Genomic DNA, 20111 nt, shown 5'->3' with positions numbered 1-20111 from the left:
CCGTAGCACTATTCCCCGCATTTGCTAAACGCTCCAGAGCTACCCCTGAGTTACTGACTGAGAGTTAGAACCAATAGCTACTGCATCTTGCCCATTAGCGAAAACGGTATGACCAATTGCAATGCCTTTTACTCCACCAGTTGCTCTTGATGCTGCGCCTACAACAACAGCACCATGAGCGTCCGTTGAACTTCCCCACCGATGGCAACAGCCTGAACAACCCCTCTGCTAATAGAGTCCTCAGGAATTGTTGCATATGCAGTGCTTGTGACATCTAAAAGCAGTAAAGACAATGCCGATAATTTAAAAACTTTACCTAATGAGGACTTGCTTTCTACATTAACTTCAGAGGATGCTTTAGCGACCCCTTTCGCTAACTCGGAAGTAACCACCAACGATTGTGTAGTACGATTCCAAATTACTTTAAAAATCTTATTCATAAGAGATAAATCCTTTGTATAAATTAACAATAGTATGCTAAGCACAAACCAACTTTTAATTATGCCTGAAACACTACTATAAAAACTAGTAGTTACGAATAAAATTCATACAATTTTTTTCATATTATTTCATGATAAGACTGTATTTTTTATCGCACTTTCACTTATTTTTATTCCTAATATTGATCTAAAGTAAAATCCCACTCTCTGCTTTGGTAAAATTCATAACAAATAAACTCTTATAAGTTCTAACATGATATTCACCAGTTAGAACGCGACGGGTAAATGAATGGTAGCTTTCCATACTTTCGGCGTGAATAAGCAACATAAAATCATAATCACCTGAAATCTCATAACAGCTCACCACATCAGTTTCTTGGCGCATTTTTCGTTCAAACAACTCTTGAAAGCGAGAATGTTGGTTGTCCATTTCCACCATCACAAAAACACTGATACCTCTACCCACTGCCTTTGGCGATACCACTACTACTTGTTTAGTTATAACCTCTTTTTCTGTCAGTAATTGAATTCGACGCTGACAGGTTGCTACCGAGCTATGCACTTTTTCCGCGAGCTCTTTTAACGGCAAAGTCGCATCTTGTTGGAGGATATTTAAAATATCCCGATCTAATTTATCTAATTCCATGTTTAATCCTTGAAAATAAATGCAGAATAACACTTAAACTTGGGAAAAATAATCATCAATCATTTTATATTGAGAAAATTTACCACGCCAGACTTTTATAATGAAGCTATCAAACCTAAGGAAATGATAAAAATGGCTCAAGGTATTTTTCTCGGCATCATCTCGCAATTTTTATTTGGATTGCTCTATCTATTCAGTTTATGGCTACAGCCGCTTAACGGTACGGATGTGTTTGCTTGGCGAATGGTGATGATGGTCTTCGGGTTATTTTTAATTATCTTCCCAACTGTAGGTTGTCGTTCATTATCAAAATTAGTCAATGAAACCTTAGGCAAAGACAAAAAACGTTGGATGCTGTTTTTGCTCGGCACACTCGATGCCGGCAGCCAATTTTGGTTATTTATGTGGGCGCCCGTTAATGGCGAAGGAGTCAATATCGCTATGGGGTATTTCTTATTCCCATTAGTGATGGCATTACTTGGACGCATTTGGCTGAAAGAAACCCTTTCCACCATTCAAATTATTGCCTTGTGCATCGCTGCTTGCGGTGTGGCACATGAGCTTTGGCACAATCAAACCTTTTCATGGAGCAGCCTTTGGGTATGCCTAGTTTATCCCTATTATTATTTAAGCCGTAAAGCCATGAAGATTCCGGCATTGCAAGGCATCACACTTGATGTGTGCTTCATTGCCATTCCTTGCCTCATTTATTTGCTCATACAAGAGCAGCAATTGTCTTTTGTAATCAGTGAAAGCCAATATTGGTATTTATTGCCTGCGTTAGGTTTAGTGAGTGCAATTAGTTTGTCTGCCAATTTAAAATCGAGCCAACAAATTCCTGTCAGTGTGTTTGCCGTGCTCAGTTATCTCGAACCTACGTTGCTCTTTTTAATCGCAATATTCTGGCTTAACACGCAAGTCTCCCCTTCTGATTACTTCACTTATGTGCCAATTTGGGCAAGTTTAATTTTGCTTGGCGTAAATGGCTTAATGAAAAAACGTCATTAAAATTGACCGCACTTTTTACGCTAAAGTGCGGTCATTCTTGAATTAATTCTCATTCACGGTCATAATGAACAAATATTCATATTTATAAACTGAAGCTTTTTTTTACTTCAACATTTTCCGATAAGGCTCGCATTATGTCCGATCAACAAACAGATACACCAACTTCCTCAAATAATAAATCTCAACAACGTAAAAAAGGACTTTCTATTTTTATTCTTTTGCTTCTTTTGATTTCGATCGGCTCTGCGGCTTATTGGTATTTCTTTATTAAAGGCTTTGAAGAAACGGAAGATGCCTATGTGAGCGGCAATCAGGTGATGGTATCGGCACAGGTGGCGGGAAATATAGCGAAAATTAATGTCGATAATATGGATCCCGTACAGGCTGGTGATGTGTTATTAGAGCTGGATGACACCAATGCCAAATTGAGTTTTGAGCAAGCTAAAAGCAATTTAGCCAATGCGGTTCGCCAAATTTCTCAACTAAATTACACTGTAAAACAATTGAAATCCGCCGTTCGTGCGAATGAAATCACCCTTGCTCAAGCACAAGGAAACTTGAATCGTCGCGTTCAATTAGTGAAAGATGGGGCGATTGATAAAGAATCTTTCCAACACGCCAAAGAAGCGGTTGAGCTCGCCAAAGCAAACTTAACGACTTCACAAAACCAACTTGAGGCCAATCAAGCCTTATTGCTAGACGGGCCTTTAAGTGAACAACCCCAAATTCAAAGTGCGGTCAGTAATTTGAAACAAGCTTGGTTGAATTTAGAACGCACAAAAATCCGCAGTCCAATTAAAGGCTATGTGGCTCGTCGCAATGCGCAAGTAGGGCAAGCAGTTTCTGTTGGCGGGGCATTAATGGCAGTGGTTACCACTGATCAAATGTGGTTAGATGCCAACTTCAAAGAAACACAATTAACCCATATGCGAATTGGTCAGCCAGTTGAAATTCATTTCGACCTTTATGGCAAAGATAAAACCTTTAATGGAAAAGTCTTCGGAATTGAAATGGGTACGGGCAGTGCATTCTCTTTATTGCCTACTCAAAATGCGACCGGTAACTGGATAAAAGTGGTGCAACGTGTGCCTGTGCGTATTCAATTAGATCCGCAACAGCTTGCTGAAAATCCTCTACGTATCGGCCTTTCCGCCACAGTAAAAGTGAATGTGACCGATAGCCAAGGCGAAACTTTACGTGACCAAGCGCCAGCTACAACGCTTTATTCCACGAATGTGCTGCAATATGATGAAAGTGCGGTCAATAATTTGATCGAATCTATTATTCGCGACAATAGCTATTAGGTTCTGTTATGCCGCAATCTCATTTCAAACCGCTACAAGGCGGTGCGTTAGCGATGCTTACATTGGTGCTTTCATTAGCCACCTTTATGCTCGTGCTAGACTCCACCATCGCTAACGTAGCCATTCCAATCATAGCTGGTGATTTAGGTGCATCGTCTAGCCAAGGAACGTGGGTGATCACCTCGTTCGGTGTGGCAAATGCCATTTCAATTCCGATTACAGGCTGGCTGGCAAAACGTTTTGGTGAAGTGCGGTTATTTTTAATTGCAACGCTATTATTCGTACTAGCCTCTTGGCTTTGTGGTATTGCAAATAGCTTGGAAATGTTGATCGTTTTTCGCGTCCTTCAAGGTGCGGTAGCCGGCCCAATTATCCCCCTTTCTCAAAGCTTATTATTGAATAACTACCCGCCTGAAAAACGCGGAATGGCATTGGCCTTTTGGTCAATGACGATCGTCGTCGCCCCGATTTGTGGCCCGATTTTAGGCGGTTGGATCAGCGATAATATTCACTGGGGTTGGATTTTCTTTATCAACGTCCCGATTGGGCTTGCCGTTGTCTTAATCAGTTGGAAAATTTTAGAAGGCCGAGAAAGTAGAATTTCTCATCAACCAGTTAATACTATTGGGCTGATTTTGTTAGCACTCGGTGTAGGTGCGTTGCAATTGATGCTGGATCAAGGTCGCGAGCTAGACTGGTTCAACTCCACTGAAATTGTGGTGCTTACCATTATCGCTGCAGTAGGTTTAATCGCCCTCATCATTTGGGAACTCACCGACGATAATCCAGTTGTGGATGTTTCCTTATTCAAATCCCGAAATTTCACCGTGGGTTGTGTTTCGACGAGCCTTGCTTTCTTGGTGTATTCAGGGACGGTCGTGCTCATCCCGCTTCTGCTCCAACAGGTTTATAACTATACCGCCACGTGGGCGGGACTTGCGGCTGCGCCAGTGGGATTATTGCCGATTCTACTTGCACCGATTATCGGGAAATTCGGCAATAAAATTGATATGCGGATTTTAATCACCGTCAGTTTTATGGTTTATGCGCTCACCTTTTATTGGCGAGCTGTGACCTTTGAACCTGAAATGACCTTTATGGATGTGGCATTACCGCAATTTGTGCAAGGGTTAGCGGTCGCCTGTTTCTTTATGCCACTGACAACCATTACGCTTTCAGGTTTACCGCCCGAAAAAATGGCTTCAGCGTCAAGCTTATTTAATTTCCTTCGAACCCTTGCCGGCTCAATAGGCACATCTCTCACGACATTTATATGGTATAACCGCGAAGCCGTGCATCACACGCAACTCACGGAAGTCATTAATCCATACAACCCAATTTCCCAACAATTCTTCCAAACGATGGGGAGTTTTGGTTTAAGCGAAGAACAAACGGCATCATATCTTGCCAGACAAATCACCGCTCAAGGCTTTATTATTGGTGCTAACGAGATCTTCTTAGTCTCTGCGATAACGTTCATTTCCTTGGTTGTTCTCATTTGGTTTGCTAAACCACCTTTCAGCAGCAAACATTAAAAACATCCCAAAAAATAACCGCACTTTTCTATCTGAATGACAAGAATTTGTTATTTGAGACAATTGAAAAACTGGGAAATTTAACCAAATATTATGTCTTCTGCTTTAGAGCCAGAAACGTGCACAAAAAAATAGAAAATTTGTGTGTGTTGTACTAATATGCACAAAATATTCTGAATATTGTGCATGTTATGTAAACGTGCACAAGAAACCACACCTTTTTATATATAAAGGAAGTCATAATGAACAACTATCAAATTCCAGATTTATTTGCCTTGGGCGAGATAGAAAGTAAATCAGTATTGAAAGCTTGCAGTGCTGCTCATCAGGCATTAGGTGAGTTAAAAGGCGTAGTACATACAATGCCGAATCAAAATATTCTACTCGGGACATTACCCTTGCAGGAAGCAAAAGAAAGCTCGGAGATTGAAAATATCATTACCACGCAGGATGATTTATATCAAAGCAATATCAATACACACCAATTCACTACCGTAGCTGCAAAAGAAGTTCACTACTACGCACAAGCCATGTCATTAGGCTTTAACTCCGTCCGTTCCGATAAATTAATTACACTCAATCTAATTAAAGAAATTCAAGCTGCATTGGAAGGAAACTATGCGGGTTTTAGAAAGCAGCAAGGAACGGGGCTGGTAAATCAAACGACAAAAGAAATTGTTTATATGCCACCGCAAAATCCTGCCGATATTGAAAAATATATGTCTAATTTAGAAAGATTTATCAACGAATCGGCACAACTTGATTACGATCCTTTGGTAAAAATGGCACTGATTCATCACCAGTTTGAAAGCATTCACCCATTTTATGATGGCAATGGTCGGACAGGACGAATATTGAATATTCTATATCTGATTCAGCAAGATTTACTCGATACTCCAATTCTGTATCTTTCCCGATATATAAATAGAAATAAAACAAAATACTACCAGTTATTGCAGTCTGTCCGTGATAGCAAAAACTGGGAGGCTTGGCTAGTATTTATGCTAAACGGCATCACGGAAACCTCAAAACGAACGGTTACTTTAATCAATGGAATTAAAGTGTTAATGCAAAATCACAAACAGCTCATCCGCAATCACTTACCGCAGATTTACAGCCATGAACTAATTAACAATCTGTATAAACACCCTTATACGAAAATTGATTTTGTCGTACGAGACTGCCAAATCCATCGTAATACAGCAAGAACCCGTTTAGAAGCATTGGTCAAAATCGGTATTTTGAAGAAGGAAAAAATTGGAAAAGAAAATTTTTATATTAATGTAGCCTTGTATGAGTTATTGATGAAGCAATAGAGATTATCAGAATTCTCAACATTAGCTATATCCAATCAGATAGTAAAAATATCCAATGTTGTAATACAATTCTAGTAAATAACCGCACTTTGATTAAATTCAAAAGTGCGGTTGGTTTTTCTAGCCTTTTGCCAAGATCTCTTTTAGGAATCTCGCAGTGTGCGAACCTTTGACTTTGGCCACTTCTTCCGGGGTGCCTGTCGCGATGATTTGACCACCACCACTGCCCCCTTCTGGACCAAGATCCACAATCCAGTCTGCGGTTTTAATCACATCTAAATTGTGTTCGATCACCACGATAGTATTGCCTTGATCGCGTAAGCAATGTAACACGTCGAGAAGTTGTTTAATATCGGCAAAATGCAGACCAGTTGTCGGTTCATCCAAAATATAAAGGGTTTTACCGGTATCGCGTTTTGAAAGCTCTGTCGCTAACTTAACACGCTGTGCCTCACCACCTGAAAGCGTGGTAGAAGACTGACCTAAACGAATGTAAGATAAGCCGACATCCATTAGGGTTTGCAATTTACGCGCAATCATTGGGATCGCGTCAAAAAACTCGCGTGCTTCTTCTACTGTCATATCTAATACTTGGTGAATAGTTTTGCCTTTATAGCGGATTTCCAAGGTTTCACGGTTATAGCGTTTACCTTTACATTGATCACAAGGCACATACACATCCGGTAAGAAATGCATTTCCACTTTTAGCACGCCATCACCTTGGCATGCTTCACAACGACCACCGCGTACGTTAAAACTAAATCGTCCTGGATTATAACCACGCGCACGCGCTTCTGGTACGCCCGCAAATAATTCACGAATTGGGGTAAATAACCCCGTGTAAGTCGCTGGGTTAGAACGTGGTGTACGGCCGATTGGACTTTGGTTAATATCGATCACTTTGTCGAAATATTCCAAGCCTTCAATGGATTTATAAGGCGCAAAATCCGTTTTTTTCCGCACGATTTAAAGCATTTTGTGCCAATGGGAATAACGTATCATTAATTAACGTTGATTTGCCTGAACCTGACACCCCTGTGATACAAGTAAATAATCCCACTGGAATTTCTAAATTCACGCCTTTCAGGTTGTTCCCTGTCGCACCTTTTAATTTTAAAAGTTTGCTTTTATCAAGTGCGGTTCGTTTTTTCGGAATTTCAATTTTTTCTTCGCCCGATAAGAACTTACCCGTAATCGAATTCGGATTATCCATAATCTCTTTGGCTGTCCCCTGAGCAATTACTTGGCCACCGTGTACACCTGCTCCAGGGCCAATATCAATAATATGATCGGCTTCTCGAATGGCATCCTCATCGTGTTCCACCACGATCACGGTGTTGCCCAAATTACGCAAATGAATCAACGTATTTAACAGACGCTCATTATCGCGTTGATGCAAACCGATAGAAGGCTCATCCAACACATACATGACGCCCACTAAGCCCGCACCGATCTGACTCGCAAGACGGATACGTTGCGCTTCACCGCCCGAAAGGGTCTCGGCTGAGCGAGAAAGGGAAAGATAATTTAAGCCTACATTCACTAAGAATTCTAACCGCTCTCTGATCTCTTTCAGGATTTTTTCCGCAATTTGTGCTTTTTGACCGGTTAAAGTAAGCCCTTGGAAAAACTCGAGGCTTTCACCAATGCTTTTCTCTGAAATTTGGGGCAAGTTAACGTTACCAATATACACATTGCGAGCTTCTGGACGAAGACGCGAACCTCCACAATCTGCACAAGGTCGGTTACTGATATTTTTCGCCAATTCTTCGCGCACAGACATGGATTCCGTTTCTTTATAACGGCGTGCCATATTATTCAAAATCCCTTCAAAAGGATGTTTGCGGATCACCACATCACCACGATCGTTCATGTATTGGAATTCAATTTCTTCTTTGCCTGAACCGTGCATCACAATATCTTTAATTTTTTGAGGCAAATCTTCGTATGGCGTTTCAATATCAAATTTATAATGTTTCGCCAACGAAGTAAGCATTTGGTAATAATAGAAATTGCGACGATCCCAACCTTTCACCGCCCCACCTGCGAGGGAAATGCTTTCATTTTGCACCACTCGGCTTTCATCAAAGAACTGCTGAACACCTAAGCCATCACAAGTCGGACACGCCCCTGCTGGGTTATTAAATGAGAATAAGCGAGGCTCTAATTCCGGTACAGAATAGCCACAATGCGGACAAGCAAAGTTTGCTGAGAAAACTAATTCTTCAGCCTTAGGATTATTCATATCAGCCACAACCGCTGTACCTCCCGAAAGCTCTAAAGCTGTCTCAAAGGATTCGGCTAAACGTGTAGCTAAATCTGACCGCACTTTAAAACGGTCCACCACCACTTCAATGGTATGTTTTTTCTGTAAAGCAAGTTCTGGTGGATCAGATAAATCACAAATCTCACCATCAATTCTTGCGCGAATATAACCTTGTGCTGCCAAGCTATCTAACAGCTTAACGTGCTCACCTTTACGGTTTTTCACTACGGGCGCTAGCAACATCATTTTGCTTTCTTCAGGCAAGCTTAAAACTTTGTCCACCATTTGGCTGATGGTTTGTGCCGTTAATGGCACATCATGATCAGGACAACGCGGCTCCCCTACGCGAGCAAACAGCAAACGCAGATAATCGTAAATTTCGGTGATAGTGCCCACGGTTGAACGCGGATTATGAGAAGTAGATTTTTGCTCAATAGAAATCGCTGGTGACAAGCCCTCAATCGAATCCACATCTGGTTTTTCCATCAAAGAAAGGAATTGACGCGCATAAGCAGAGAGCGATTCCACATAACGGCGCTGCCCTTCCGCATAAAGCGTATCAAATGCTAAAGAAGATTTGCCCGAACCGGACAAGCCTGTAATCACAATTAATTTATCGCGCGGAATGGTTAAATTGATGTTTTTGAGGTTGTGGGTTCTTGCCCCACGAATGTCTATAGTATCCATAAAAAAAGCAATTGCCTTTAGAAAATAAATTCAAAAATTGCGACCATTATCGCATATTTCAATATCTGTGCAAATATCCAGTTAATTTTTATGGATCTTTTGTTTCTTTTAAGGCAAAATAGCCAAAATTTTTCACCTTATTTCTAAAATATAGAGGATTCTATGGCAGGTATTAATAAAGTAATCATCGTGGGTAATTTAGGTAATGATCCTGAAATCCGTACGATGCCAAATGGCGAAGCGGTAGCAAATATTAGCGTAGCAACAAGTGAAAGCTGGACAGATAAAAACACAGGCGAACGCCGTGAAGTGACCGAATGGCACCGTATCGTGTTATATCGTCGTTTAGCGGAAATTGCGGGACAATACTTACGCAAAGGTTCACAAGTTTATGTTGAAGGTCGTTTAAAAACCCGTAAATGGCAAGATAACAATGGTCAAGATCGTTACACCACTGAAATCCAAGGTGATAACTTACAAATGTTAGGTGGTCGTAATCAAGAGATGGGCGGTTATGCACCTGCACAACCAGCACCACAGCCAAGCTATCAATCTCGTCCAGCACAATCTGCGCCAGCGCCACAAGCTGAGCCACCAATGGACGCATTTGATGACAACATTCCATTCTAAGTTACATATAATTTAAAAATAAAAGCGTTGTTCTATGTGACTAGAACAACGCTTTTTCTATACATGCAAGCAGTCAGATTTTTATAACTTTTAGCAAAAACACCTGAAAATTTAACCGCTCTTTTTTCTCCTCCCCAAAAAACTCAAACACCTAATTTTAGGTTCGGATTATTATTCAATTTCGTTATAACTAAAAATAAGTATATATAGTTAACAATTCTTTCTGTTTTTCTATGTGCTTTGCTACATTTTTACCGTCTTATTTTCACTAGAGGTACAACTATGCAGCATCGTGATCTTTATCCCACGAAATCTTACAAGATGTTATCGATAAAAGTTATGCTAAGTCGGAAGGACACCTAAAAACACTGGCTATTTTAAGCTTTTAGGTGGCGGCTATGTGAGTTTTGGTTATATGGCCTATTTAAAAGTCGTGAGCGGTATTCCTCCATAGTGGGGAGGGCTATCGACATTACTTGGTGCAGCGGTGTTTCCGATTTGTTTGATTTGTATATTAATCGGTGGTGGTGAATTGGCCACGGGAAACATGATGATGATGGCGTTAGGTCATTTAACCAAAAGAGTAAGCTTAAAAAAATTATTTCGTAACTGGATTGTCGTGAGTTTGGGCAACCTGCTCGGTGCGCTGTTTATGGCCTATTTCTTAGGGCATTATGTCGGTTTATCAGAAGGTGCTGCTGCCGCTAAAACCATCGCGATTGCCGAGGCTAAAGTGCAAATGGATTTTGGTCGTGCCTTTGTTTCAGCTATTGCCTGTAACTGGATGGCCTGCATGGGTATTTGGTTCTATTTTGGCGCCAAACAAACCTCCGGTCGTATCCTAGCCATATGGTTCCCTGTGATGATTTTTGTGCTTATCGGATTACAACACTTTGTCGCCAATATGTTTATTATTCCTGCTGGGATTTTTGCTGGTGCTAATGTGACTTGGAGCCAATTCTTCTTCAATATGATTCCTGTCTTTTTAGGCAATGTTACCGGTGGTGCAGCATTTGTCGGTGCATCTTATCTTTATGCCTATCGTCACTTATTAAAAGAAGATTATTGTATTTAGTAAACAAAACCTGACCGCTCTTTATAATAAAAATCCCCTAAATGCTTAATCTAGGGGATTTTTACGTTAAATGATGCGTTGTTTATTTCAAACCTTTTTTAACCAAATCTTCATAACCGCCATAGTTAGTAACATTCGTATAGCCTGCTTTTTTCAGCTCAGTGAGTGCGGCTTCGGCACGACGACCGCTACGGCAGTAAAGATTGATCGGTGCATCTTTATCTGAACCAAGCGCTTTAACACCTTCAATGATTTTATCATGTGGAATATTCACCGCATCTTGTAAATGGCCAGCATTAAATTCTTCAGCAGAACGTACATCAATCCAAACACCTTTTGCTTTTTCCGGTTGTACCATACTTTGTTTGGCTTGCGGGTAACATCTGCATGAGCAACAAAAGAGGTAGTAATGGCAACCGCTGAAATTGCTGCTGCTAGTAATTTTTTCATCATTCAATCTCCAATTAAATAGAAATAATATATTTATCTAAATAAATTTAGGGGTTATGTAAAACTGATAGTCATCATACGCCTAAATATAAAGATAATAAACTGTAAATGAAGTAAATTTTAAGTAAAATTTTCGTAAAATTTAACCGCATTTTGTAATATTTACCTTATTTAACCACATCAATCTCTCTAAACCTTATCATTCATTATTTCTGATTAGTAAAAGATGTTGTTCATAAAGTGGTATTTTTCACACAAAGATTTAACCGTACAATCTGCTCCATCAAATATTTAGGAGAAAATAATGAAAAAAATGCCTGTATTGTTCGTTGGGCATGGTAGCCCGATGAATGCGTTAGATAAAGAAAACCCGTTCAATCAGAGTTTCAGCCTAATTACGCAAAAGTTTGCCAAACCAAAAGCTATTTTGATGATTTCAGCGCATTGGTACAGTAGCCGTTTGCAGGTAACATCAGGTGAACACCCTGAAATGATTTACGATTTCTATGGTTTTCCCGATGAACTCAGCCAAGTGCAATATCCCGCGCCCAGTTCGCCTGAGTTGGCAGAGCAGGTGCAGTCATTATTACAGCCGGAAAATGTCGAGCTGAACCCGACGCGTGGTTTTGATCATGGTGCATGGGCAGTGTTGAAATATCTCTATCCCGATGCCGATATTCCTGTGGTGCAACTTAGCCTTAAAAATGCTTTGAAATTTGAAGACTCATTGGAAGAGAAAATTTTCTTTACCAACTTAATTAGTTACCATAATTTTTCTGATTATTGATTATAAGTTTTAAGAGATAGGACTCAGCAGAGTATAAATTCAGGATAAATTAACAGAAGCATTAAATTGATTGTGATTAGTATCGCAATCCAATCTAAATTTTTAGATTGTTTAATATCTAAAATTAACATTAAACCCATATTCCAATAGAGGCCCTGTATTAAAGGCCTCTTTTTTACACATATTCAAATCTGCTAGATCTCTACAAATATATAATTAAGAATATACTCAAATCATAAAATTTATATCAGGTTGCCCTTGTCGTGCATAATAGGATGAAAATCGAGATATTATGTCTTTTAGAAATGGGCTAGACACTTGAATAACTGGACTATTAAAAGACTCATTTAGCTCTTCTTGAGAATATGTAGAGACTCTTCTAAAATTAATGACAGCTCCATTATTGAAACAACTAGTCTTGGGAAGCCAACAATAATATAAATTTTTTGTATTTCTTTGGTATTTTATTAAGTCATTATCTTGTTGCTTTAAAAGATACTCTTTTGGAGACTCAGGATTACTTTTTAAGTACCTTTTTTTAAGTTTTTTACCACCATGGCAATTACTAATAAAATAGTCATCAGATAAAATATCTTCAAGCATTTGAATCTCAACCAGTAATGCTCTATCAGTATTGCATTCTCCCCCTTCACGCTCTGCCAAATCACAAGCAGGACTCAAAACAATATAAAATTTATTGTTATCTTTATTTTTTAAAATGCACCCTGTATCTACTTTTACTTGATCCAGCTCTAGGTTTGGCAAATGTATATACATTTCATCAGGGTAGCAATTTTCACTGCTTTTATATAATTCATGAATGAGATGATTAAGCGTATAGCGCAGTAAAGCTTTTTCCGTGTTATCCGGATCTTCTTCTGCATAAGAAACCCAATTACTCTTTTCTGAAATTGTTGGTTCCGGTGAAATTTTAGGAAGAAGGTATTTTATAAAAATTTGACTTAGACTTTGTTCAATTTGACCTTTTCCTCCCATTATTTTGGTTAATCCAGTTTTGTAAATATCCCAAAATTTATATATAAGCTGTTCATATGTTATATCTGCTTTTTTAAACAGACCAATTGAAGGAATATCTGTTACATCTGCAACATCAGGAGTTCCAGTATATATTGCTACGGGTATCCGTTTTAAATGCTTTCTTATTACATCTAAAGCCTGATTTCCCTCATTGCCAGAATCAGCTAATTTCATATCGATAATTGCACCATCAAAGTAAGAATTCTCTAATGCTTTTGATGCATTCTCTATATTGGTATAAGTTTCTAACCGAATATACCACTTCTTGTCTTTGTGATCATCATTAAAATCTTTTACGGCGTTCTTACAAGATTGCAGCTCTTCATCGTTATCTTCGATAAGAATTAACTTCATATTATTCATTTTCATCCCCTTTTGTAGAAAGTCTAAAATAAGCTCCGGTAGTAGATTCTAAAGCTGTAAGTTTCAACCCGTTTCTATCAGCAGCTTCACCTGCAATTGCCAAACCGATACCTGTACCCCCGGTTTAGTGCTAAATTGAGGTTCAAATATAAGATTATCCTCAATAAGATTGGATTCTATCCCGGGACCTGTATCACGAAAATCTATATAACTTAAAGAATTTTTCTCAGTAATAATACTGATCATGACTTCCTTAATGTCAGTATTTTTCTCTGACAGCCAAAAGATGCTATTTTCTATAAGATTAGTAAATATAGCAGCAATATCCTGTTGCCATGCTTCTATAATTGCACTTCCGCTAATTTTGAATTTAATGCCCTTATCTTCCATTTGTTGACGAAATATTGCAAAACAATTAGAAATTTCATTCTCTATAGATAATTGTCGTTTAGCTGGGCGTTTTCCCATGGCAAGAGGGTCTAGTCGTAAAAAGAGGTCAGAAAATGTTTTAGCATTTGAAACTGTATTGTGTGCAATTGATTCAATCGTTTCTATATGTTCAAAATCACTTGTTTCCTTGTATTTCTTGATAAATCTATCTATTCTAGGAACTTCATTGCGAAAATAATTTAGTGGTCTTCGGCCTTCATGTAAAACCACATTCATAATTTTCCCCAAAGTTGCTTGCCCTTGGTAAGTCGCAATAGCTTGACGGATTTCTTCTACTGTCTGGCTTTTTTCTTCTTCTTCTTTACTGATCAATTCAATAACTTCTTCTGCTGATTTTTCATTCATTCCACCTGCAATCAATTTTTTATGAACAGTTTGTTTCAAATTATCAAAAGAAAAAATTCGATTCAGCTCTTTTTCAACTTTAAGTGCAGGTTTACTTAATCCTGCTTTGCGTCTATAACTGAATCTACGTATTTCCAACTCTTTAATTACTTCATTTGTAATCTTCTGCAATTGTTTATAAGCATTATTATCACGCAAACCATCCCTAGCGCTCTTCTCTATTAAATCAGACTTTTCCTCTGAGTCAATTAATACGTAACCAATTACTTGGTTACTACCAATTTTTAAAGAAGGGTTTTGAACTCTCTGTTCATTAAGTTTTAACCAATCAAATTCAGGATCACCAAGAGGTCTAATCCGGAATCCATTGCGATATACCCCAATCCCATTGGAATCATTAAGTATTTTTCTCGCCTGCAATTTTCCTAGATAGTTACCATGATCATCTTTAAGACCACGGTGAATTAATTGTTCTATTGATTCCTTTTCCCTGTCGTAAACACGGATATCAAAGATTAAATCACCACAAGCAGTATAACCTTTTAAATCAAACGGAATAACCTCTTCTACTGTATTCCTTGCCTTCTGCAAAGCATAAGTCAGAATACCTTTACCATTTGAATGAATTCTCCCAGAAATTTTATAATCGAATAAATCAAAGATAGGGTACGGAGCAATGATCTCTTCTAAATCTTCAACATCTGAGAACCCACTGATTTTCAAATGAATCTGAAAAGCCTGAGCTGCTTTATCTATTGAATTTTGAACAGGAGATATTAGTTTTTTTAATTCATAATTTAAATCTTTAAACTGTTTTCCATTCCATTCGCTGTAATACTCTTCTCCACCTTCAATTGTCAAAGTAGTTCCTGAGAGCTCATCAGTTAAATGAGTTTCAACTAAAAGTTCAACATCATCTAGGTATTTAGATGTTTCAAAATCATGCCAGTCAACTAAAACAGTTGTTTTTTCTGCACTTTTTGAGACTGTCTCTAGTAACAAGGTAGAACCAAGCATAGACGCAGCATAGCGGCCTATCCCTTTACGGCCTTGCATAATTCGGCCATGCGGACTCTTTCTGCGCTCAAGCTTATCTGGCGTTGATGGAACCATCCACTTGTTAATCACAGTATCTTGGGACATCCCATGACCATAGTCACGGACTGTAATCTCTATTCTTTTCTCGGCATTACCATTTACATTTTCTGATGTTTTTTCAGTTGCTTTAAAATGTATTTCTACAGATTCTGAATCCGCATCATAAGCGTTTTTTACAAGCTCAACGATAGCTGCATAACTGTCCTGAATTAGATCTCTACCGATAGTTAGTAAATGTCGTCCAGCCGGTCTTATTTTATAAGCATTTTCACTCATGCCAATTCTCCTTCAAATTTTCTGCAATTTTTCTAGCCAGTATAACTGGAACAGCATTACCAATCTGCCTAAATGCAGCAGTTCTACTTGGTTTGTCAGTCCCTCCTTCAAAATAATAATCATCAGGAAAAGTTTGAAGGCGTGCTGCTTCTCTAGGGGTAATTGATCTATTCTGATATGAATCAGGATGGATATAGTAATGTCCATCTTTAGCAAGATGAGCTAATACAGTGTGAGATGCAGATAAATTATCTGCAACAACCTTAAATCTGTCGGCAAATGCAGTTCGATTCTTATGTGTTTTAAGATTCTCAGGCAAATCATTATATTCCATCCTTTTCCCCTCTCTGCTCCATAGATCCGTTACCAAACGATATATTTTGGAGTCTTGTTGATTGAGTGGGCGTGCAATATGCCATGTAACAGGAATATCATTGTTTTTTATGCCTGAATCATACAACCAGTTACCCGTATACTTCTTCATTCTACAAGGACGAACACTTCCTTCTCCTGCATGGATTACAGGAAGATCAGTAAATATTTCATTAACTAACACATTTGGTTTATCAAGCTCTAATTGAGGATAGAATCCGGTTTGATGCCCTTTTCTACCAACCAGTATGATTCTTTTGCGAGCTTGCAGAGCGCCATAATCATTTGCATTAAGTATGCGATATTCAGTCTCGTAACCTAACTTTTTAAAAAGGTTTCTCATCTCTTGAAAATAATAATTGCCATTAGCATCTTTTGCAGATAAAAGTCCTAATACATTTTCAAAAACAAAGTATTTAGGTTGGTAGCGTTGAAGAAATTTCCCGTAAAACTTGTATAAATAATTACGTTTATCACCAAGCATTTTATTAGAATCACATGATCTACCGACAAGAGAATAGGCTTGGCATGGCGGGCCACCAACAATCAAATCAAGAGGTGAGTCTTTAAGTAAATAATCAATCTCATTAAATAATGTTTTTAAGGTATTTTCTGAGATTTCCATATTAATTACTGTTTTTATAATATGCTCAGGGATGATTTTATAAAATTCTGTGCGACTTAATTTTCCATTTAAGTAGTCCACATAAACATCTAGGTTATCTATTGATTTTAACCAATGATAAGCCATACGCGTTTGCAGAGTAAAACAGGCAGCCTTGTCCGATTCAATATGAGCAACGGGCTTAAAACCTGCCTGAATGAACCCTTCGGAAAGTCCACCTGCACCTGCAAAAAGATCGAGAAAACGCAATTCTGACATTTAATACCTTAATTACTTATATTTTAATTAGCTATAACAGTAGCTATAAATTGATACCACAAAATGAACAATATTAAACCAACTTTCCCATAACAATGACTGGATATGACACAACTACACCCATGGAAAACAATATAGCTAGAAATAAAATCAAAGTTCAAACGTTTTTTTATTTATTATTTCTTCACAGGCTCTACTTCACCCACGGCTTTCTGAGATTTTTCATCCATTTCCACTTTAATATTGTGATCTACCACCACATTCATATTAATGGTGATACCTTCCTTTGGGGTGTCCAATTGAATGGTCGGTGTACAAGCTGTAAGTGTAAATATTGCCGCAAAAATAAAAAAGTGCGGTTGAAATTTAAGGTGTTTTATCATTTGTCTTTGTCTAATTGCTTATAAAGTTTATATTGCAGATTTTGTTCAAATTGCGAGCCGTAGTCAATCATATTCCACAATTCAAACATATTTTCTTGGTGCGTATAATTTAACGTTATCGGATTATTGGTTCGCTTGGTTGGATTAAATCCGCTAATACTCGCACGCAATGTCATTTGTCCTTTCGGATCGAGCGTCACCGCCGCATGGGAATTTTGCAGTTCCATTTCTTTTAATAAATCCACCAAAATATTTTCTGTCCAACCACCTTTTTTCAGCCCTTTCACCATTTCATCGGTTAATTTGATGGATACATTTCCCACTTGTTCCAATGTACCATTACAAATCAAACATTCCTTATGTCCAAGCCAAAATGGCAGGGTCGCATTGGCGCGGCCGGTTAAGCTTACTTGATTGTATTGTGCTAAAGCTAACACTTGGGCTAAATCAATATTAGTAAAAGAAAGTGTCGCCATTTTATTTTGTGGGAAAGTGAGCTGAGGCACCGTCAATACGCCATCAAATAAGGAAAGTTTCACATTTCTCAAAGTAAGCGGATTTTTCATGGTGTTCGGATAACGCCCGAATAAATTCAGCTCTCCATTTACTACAGAAAGCGCCCCATAGCGAAGATTCTTAGTCGAAATATGAATTGGTTTACCTGAAGACACTTGTAATGCTGAGTTTTCATAATTCATTGGGAAGCGAATATTCAAACCATAAACTTCACCATCTGGCATAGTGATTTTGCCATTTTTAAGATTCAACTCCCCCTTCATCTTCACGCCATTGCCATTAATTGCGAATTCACTTTGTCCTTTAATGCTGCCCTCATGAATTATCCAATTCCATTGTTGAGGGAAAAGTGATTGGAACACTTTTGCGGATTGTTCTTTCCAGCTGATTTTGCCTGAAAGTGCGGTATTTTGGTACACGGCTGATACATCCAACGGACCAAGTTCACCCGCTTTTAAATCCCCTGCCAAATTGAAATGATTGATGCTTTTTCCTTCAATACCTAAACCGAAAATCGGCGAAACAAAACGACCGCCATAAGCCAATTCAACCCAATCCGTTTTTGCTTGTAACAAACCACGAATATGCTCTTTTTCATAATCCCAACGAAGTCGATCTTTAAGTTCCAATGAAAGTGGTGCCATTTTCACCTCTTTCATTTTCACTTCGTTAGAACGTGCAGAAAGTTGATTTAATTCAATATGATCGGCTTCCCAAAAGCCTTTACCTTCCATTTTGACTGGTGTATTTAAAGATTTCCAGTTTGCACTGCCATTGATTGTCCAATCCCAACGGTTTGTCGCTTGTTTCTCCAATGAGAGCAATTTCTGATCATCTGCCCGCAAATCAAATACCGTTTTAATACCAGCAATAAATTCATGAGCTTGCCCATCTAATTTTAAATCTAAATGATTAAACTGAGCCGTTGTTCCCTCTAAGGTTGCTTGTAAGCGTCCCTCTACGCCATACCGATCAATAATAATATCATCCAATGGCAAACGAACGTGCAACTTGGTATCTGGCTGAACGGTATCCATTTTAAAGACGGAACCCGGATAAAAATACACCACTGGATGTGTGAAGAGCCCGCCGAGATGATAGGTTAAATTGGTTTGCGCCACGGTAGCGTTATAACGTAAATCCCCGCGTGTTTTCAGCTCAAAATCCAATTCGTTATTGTCATCGCCCCCACCGATTTCGCCATTTTTTCCTGAAATCACAATCTCCCCTTTGCCCATTTCGCCAAAGGTTTGCAAGATCACGTTCATATCAATGCTTAATGGCAATAAGCCTTCTGCAGCACGGTGAATAGATAACCCAAGAAAGCCTTTAACTGGTTGATAGCTATCGAAAGTCCAATAAAACTTCCCCACGAAATATCCACGCCATCTTTGGTAAATATGAAAGGCACATCTAACAACGGCGAATTTGCCGTTAAGTCTTGAACGTTCAACTGCCCATCTGTACCTTGCCACGACACTTTTGCCTCGCCTTTGGTTACAGCCAGTTCAGGGTTATTCCAATTGAATAAAACATTTCCTTGTTGAGGAAGTTGAGAAAGATCAGGCTCAAAATTTGCACTGAACTGAAGATCGTAGGTTTTATCTCCCGCTTGTTTGATTTCACTACTCCCCGTCCATTGGAAAATACCATCTTGTGGAGTAACAGTAGATTGGTGATGTAGCTCAAGCCCATCATTATTCGCTTGCGCTTCAAGTGCTAATTGGTTGCCGTTATAGTTTGCATCTAACGCCCAGTCAGCCGATAAAAAAGGCTGCAAAGCGGCTTGTTTCAGCGCTTCGGTATTCGTTAATTGAAAGTGTTTAACTTTGACATCAGAAATAGGTAATGCCGCCCAAAGTGCGGTCAAATTTGGCGGTGTTTTTTCAGCATTATCACTGGGTAAATGGGTTAAACAATCATAATTCAAGCTAGCCTTTTCAACATCAAGACTATGCGTATTCCACCAAGTCACCTGAGTATTATTCAGGTTCACAAGCGTACATTGATCTGTTTTCACTTTTAGCTCTGGCAGCGTTAAACCTGTTGTTTCCCATTGCCAGTCATCGGCTAATTCAATGTGATAATGCGGTGATAAAAAATGATTCGTTAGTTGCGCTACATGTTTTGGGGTCGCAAAAACGCGTACTAAGCCAACGCTTACTACGATCAACAGCAACAAAATAATCAAAGCCCACAGGCAACGCTTTCGCATAGTTTCCCCAATTATACAGTTACGAATA

The 20111-nt window shown here is 38.8% G+C and carries 12 protein-coding genes and 4 pseudogenes; 7 read left to right on the top strand and 9 right to left on the bottom strand.

The window, feature by feature from the left end; translation table 11 throughout:
• Window positions 1–158: 158 nt before the first annotated feature.
• Both DX522_RS06665 and DX522_RS06660 read right to left on the bottom strand, forming a co-directional pair.
• Window positions 159–440, bottom strand: coding sequence for an ESPR domain-containing protein (locus DX522_RS06665; RefSeq protein WP_115180237.1), 282 nt, complete (start codon window positions 438–440; stop codon window positions 159–161).
• Between the two features lie 187 nt (window positions 441–627).
• Complete coding sequence (locus tag DX522_RS06660; RefSeq protein ID WP_115180236.1) at window positions 628–1086, bottom strand: Lrp/AsnC family transcriptional regulator; 459 nt, start codon at window positions 1084–1086, stop codon at window positions 628–630.
• 132 nt (window positions 1087–1218) lie between these two features.
• Between DX522_RS06660 and rarD the strand changes: the two genes are divergently transcribed.
• From rarD to DX522_RS06640, 4 genes are all read left to right on the top strand, one after another.
• Window positions 1219–2094 (top strand): EamA family transporter RarD, encoded by an 876-nt coding sequence (gene rarD / locus DX522_RS06655; RefSeq protein ID WP_115180235.1) that lies wholly within the window; start codon window positions 1219–1221, stop codon window positions 2092–2094.
• A 134-nt stretch (window positions 2095–2228) separates the two neighbouring features.
• Entirely contained in the window at window positions 2229–3398 is a 1170-nt protein-coding gene (locus DX522_RS06650; RefSeq protein WP_115180234.1) for an EmrA/EmrK family multidrug efflux transporter periplasmic adaptor subunit, read from the top strand.
• Window positions 3399–3406: 8 nt separating this feature from the next.
• Window positions 3407–4933 carry a DHA2 family efflux MFS transporter permease subunit gene (locus tag DX522_RS06645; RefSeq protein ID WP_115180233.1) on the top strand — a complete coding sequence of 509 codons (1527 nt, stop codon included), beginning with the start codon at window positions 3407–3409 and terminating at the stop codon, window positions 4931–4933.
• Window positions 4934–5175: 242 nt separating this feature from the next.
• The gene (locus DX522_RS06640; RefSeq protein ID WP_115180232.1) at window positions 5176–6249 is read left to right on the top strand and encodes a Fic family protein; all 1074 of its coding nucleotides are present in this window, start codon (window positions 5176–5178) and stop codon (window positions 6247–6249) included.
• 120 nt (window positions 6250–6369) lie between these two features.
• Here DX522_RS06640 and uvrA read toward each other — a convergent pair.
• Window positions 6370–9202 (bottom strand): annotated as a pseudogene (gene uvrA, locus DX522_RS06635) (excinuclease ABC subunit UvrA).
• Window positions 9203–9364: 162 nt separating this feature from the next.
• On the opposite strand from uvrA, the gene DX522_RS06630 reads away from it, so the two are divergent.
• Together DX522_RS06630 and DX522_RS06625 are read left to right on the top strand one after the other, a co-directional pair.
• Window positions 9365–9832 carry a single-stranded DNA-binding protein gene (locus tag DX522_RS06630; protein WP_115180231.1) on the top strand — a complete coding sequence of 156 codons (468 nt, stop codon included), beginning with the start codon at window positions 9365–9367 and terminating at the stop codon, window positions 9830–9832.
• 282 nt (window positions 9833–10114) lie between these two features.
• Window positions 10115–10907, top strand: a pseudogene (locus tag DX522_RS06625) (formate/nitrite transporter family protein).
• 82 nt (window positions 10908–10989) lie between these two features.
• Here DX522_RS06625 and DX522_RS06620 read toward each other — a convergent pair.
• Window positions 10990–11357: pseudogene (locus tag DX522_RS06620) on the bottom strand (rhodanese-like domain-containing protein).
• Window positions 11358–11661: 304 nt separating this feature from the next.
• Here DX522_RS06620 and DX522_RS06615 point away from each other — a divergent pair.
• On the top strand, window positions 11662–12144 hold the full coding sequence (locus tag DX522_RS06615) for a dioxygenase (protein WP_262054178.1): 483 nt from the start codon (window positions 11662–11664) through the stop codon (window positions 12142–12144).
• Between the two features lie 228 nt (window positions 12145–12372).
• On the opposite strand, the gene DX522_RS06610 is transcribed toward DX522_RS06615, so the two are convergent.
• The 5 genes and pseudogenes from DX522_RS06610 to DX522_RS06590 all read right to left on the bottom strand — a co-directional run bounded on the left by DX522_RS06610 (window position 12373) and on the right by DX522_RS06590 (window position 20083).
• Window positions 12373–13545, bottom strand: a complete 1173-nt coding sequence (locus DX522_RS06610) for a response regulator (protein WP_115180230.1) — start codon at window positions 13543–13545, stop codon at window positions 12373–12375.
• A gap of 63 nt (window positions 13546–13608) precedes the next feature.
• On the bottom strand, window positions 13609–15714 hold the full coding sequence (locus DX522_RS06605; protein WP_262054177.1) for an ATP-binding protein: 2106 nt from the start codon (window positions 15712–15714) through the stop codon (window positions 13609–13611).
• Window positions 15707–16969 carry a DNA cytosine methyltransferase gene (locus DX522_RS06600; protein WP_115180229.1) on the bottom strand — a complete coding sequence of 421 codons (1263 nt, stop codon included), beginning with the start codon at window positions 16967–16969 and terminating at the stop codon, window positions 15707–15709. The genes DX522_RS06605 and DX522_RS06600 overlap by 8 nt, the downstream gene beginning before the upstream one ends.
• 176 nt (window positions 16970–17145) lie before the next feature.
• A complete protein-coding gene (locus DX522_RS06595) occupies window positions 17146–17352 on the bottom strand; it encodes a YnbE family lipoprotein (RefSeq protein ID WP_115180228.1) in 207 nt (68 codons plus the stop codon).
• Window positions 17349–20083: pseudogene (locus tag DX522_RS06590) on the bottom strand (YdbH family protein). The gene DX522_RS06595 and the pseudogene DX522_RS06590 overlap by 4 nt, the downstream one beginning before the upstream one ends.
• Window positions 20084–20111: the final 28 nt, after the last annotated feature.

Origin of the sequence: Haemophilus parainfluenzae, assembly GCF_900450995.1 — a bacterium.
GTDB classification, from domain to species: Bacteria; Pseudomonadota; Gammaproteobacteria; order Enterobacterales; family Pasteurellaceae; genus Haemophilus_D; species Haemophilus_D parainfluenzae_O.
The sequence above is the reverse complement of the archived record's forward strand: the minus strand, read 5'-3'. Positions and strand labels throughout refer to the sequence as shown.